The organism is Myxacorys chilensis (assembly GCF_059505265.1).
Map to the genome: position 1 here is coordinate 1 of NZ_JCACKG010000266.1, position 2,507 is coordinate 2,507.

Annotated in this window: 2 protein-coding genes; both read right to left on the reverse strand. The window is 63.9% G+C overall.

Annotated features, from left to right (window positions below; genetic code table 11):
* Nucleotides 1-48: 48 nt before the first annotated feature.
* Nucleotides 49-1,464 (reverse strand): polysaccharide deacetylase family protein, encoded by a 1,416-nt coding sequence (locus AC5JLB_RS27350; protein WP_495876992.1) that lies wholly within the window; start codon nt 1,462-1,464, stop codon nt 49-51.
* A 62-nt stretch (nt 1,465-1,526) separates the two neighbouring features.
* Nucleotides 1,527-2,507, reverse strand: a 981-nt coding sequence (locus tag AC5JLB_RS27355; protein WP_495876993.1) for a tyrosine-protein kinase family protein, incomplete at its 5' end; no start/stop codon positions are given.

Genomic DNA, 2,507 nt, shown 5'->3' on the forward strand with positions numbered 1-2,507 from the left:
GATGAACCTTGGCGGGTTGGTCGCCGCGCAATAAGCGCCGATCACCCCTCAGGCCTGCAGGAGGCCCCGGTGCCTGGCCCATTCGCTCGGAATTTGTGCCAATAGTTCGCCCCCATCCCGGCGCGACGCTATGTAGTCGAGCAGGGCAGCGTAGTCGTTGGTATACCATTCCAGCAGGTCTTCGGGCGGCGGCCCACCATTTCCACCCTCGCGCAGCCGGTGAACGAAGATTTCGACCGTCGTGCCGTAGCGGACGGCGTGATCGACCGCGTTCTTGGCCCATTGCAGCGTTTGTCCGCCCAGATCGAACGACCCATGGCTGACAAGGCGCCCCGGCCAGCGCTCGGTCTGGACGATGCTGCGCTCGAAGGTCTGGCGCGCCATGACCACACCCTTCTCGCGCAGCACGCGGTCAGTTTCAGGCGTGTAGCCGTTGCGCGGGTAGGTGAAAAAGCGCAGGGAGCGCTCGAACCCTGCGGCTGAATAACGCCGCACCGCTTCGTCATAGTGCTCGCTGATCAGTTCGGGCTGTTCGCCGTAATTGGTATGGAACATCCCGCAGGGAATGACGTCCCAGCCGGCGTCATAAAAGCGGTGCATGCGGGCGGCGCTGTCGTCGGCATTCTGCTCGATGGCCTCGGCGTCCACCGAGACATAGGCCTTGAGGGCGCGTGCATCGAGCGCTGGCTTTGCCAGCGTCTCGAGTGAGTTGTGGATGCCATCGTATCCCAGCAACACCGCCGGCGTGGCCAGCGGGGCAGGGTAGTGGAACAGTCCACCCAGGTGGAACCTCGGCGCGCCCTGGAGGCCGAAGAGCCGCAATTGCATGTAGACGATCGGTTGGCCGATTGGGTCCGCACCTTCCACCGTCCAGGGCTGCATGCCTGGTTCCGTCGGGCCCTGGCCCAGCGGATCGACCAACAGAAGGTTCCAGCCGAAGTCGATGTCGCGCCCGACTGTCCAGGTCATCTGCCGGTTGTTGGTGGCCGCGGCGTCGCTCGAAAGTACAATCGTTGCACCGGACCGTCCGCTGAGGGTCTCGGGCAGGTAGAACCACAGCCCCAGGAGGCCGCCGGACTGCAGGTCGATCGGCCCGGTCGTGAACTGGGTGAGATCCCAGCCAAGAGCGACGAACGTATCGTCCTCCGCAGCGGCCACGGTTAGGCCCTCGGCGGCCCCCGTGGGGCAAGGCTCGGCAAAGGTCTCAAACGTCACCAGCGCGTCCGAAACCTTGCCGACCGGCTCGGCGTCCATCGGCAGGAGAACGACGCCGTCGGTATAGGCCACTGGCCGCAGCGCCGCGATCTCAGCCACTGCGCTGACCTGTCCACCGGAAGGCTGAATGCCGGCCAGCCGGTAGCCGAACACGGAACCAACACCAAAGCCCACAGCCGTTCCTGCCGCACCCCACAGGAACTGCCGGCGCGTGGCGGATGCCTTGTTTGAAGTCGTCTCGTCGGTCATGTCGTCAATCCGCGTGGAAATTCCAGGCTGCTTGGCAGGCCCAAAGGAGGGCAGCTCGGCCGCTATTCGGCGTAGTAGTGCCCGTACTTGCTCTTGTATTCGCTTCGGTGCTCATCCGCCTGATTGAGCACGGCCAGCACCGGCACGTCCGGCTTCGTTGCCGATTCAACCAGTTCTATGGCGTCGCGCACGTCGCTCTGCACTGTCGAGGACCAGCGGACGACATGGACCACGACATCAGCCGTCGGGGCGATGTACAGGCCGTCTACGACGGCCCCAACCGGCGGCGTGTCGATGACCACGATGTCGAAGGCTCGCTGCGCTGCGCTGATGAGGCGATTGAAGGCGGCGCCGGAGATCAGTTGATCGGTCGGCAAGCCGCTCCGCCGTGCTCCGAGCAGCACCGTCGCAGAAGTATGCTGATCCTCGACCAGAATGGAATCAAGGGTGACGGTTTCGGCGTTGGACGACAAGAAATCGAGCAGGCCGAAGGACGGCTCAACCTTGAGCTGCTTGTGAACACTCGGTTTTCTGAGGTCGCAGTCGATAAGAAGCGTCTTGCGGCCGGAAAGCGCATAGGAGCGCGCCAGCGAAATGGCGATAGTCGTCTTGCCTTCTTCAGGTGCCGTCGAGGTCACCATGATGATGGAACCGTCCTTGGTGTCCGCTGGCGGCTGGTGCCGCAGTTCGAGGTCGACGGCTGCACGAATTTGTCGCACGGATTCGGCAAAAATCGAGAGCGGGGCGTTGACCATCTGGTCGGGCAAGCTTCCCTCGTCATTGGCCTTGGCTTTCACGCGCGGCACCGTCGAGGCGACCCTGCGGCGCACCACAGCTTCAAGCTGGGACTGGCTGACAAAACCGCCCAGTAGATTCTCGTAGATGAAGGCCAGCCCCACGCCCAGGCCGCCGAAAGCCACCAGCGCAACGGTAAAGAGCTGCGGCACGTTGGGGAACGATGGACGCCCGGGCACCGTGGCCTGCGAAACGATCCGGCTATCGGCGACCTGCGCGTTCGCCTGCGCAGTGAGTTCCTGGGAGCG

Excerpts from the sequence above, each read along its gene's own strand:
- AC5JLB_RS27350 (WP_495876992.1), bottom strand. The coding sequence starts at position 1,464 with ATGACCGACGAGACGACTTCAAACAAGGCATCCGCCACGCGCCGGCAG.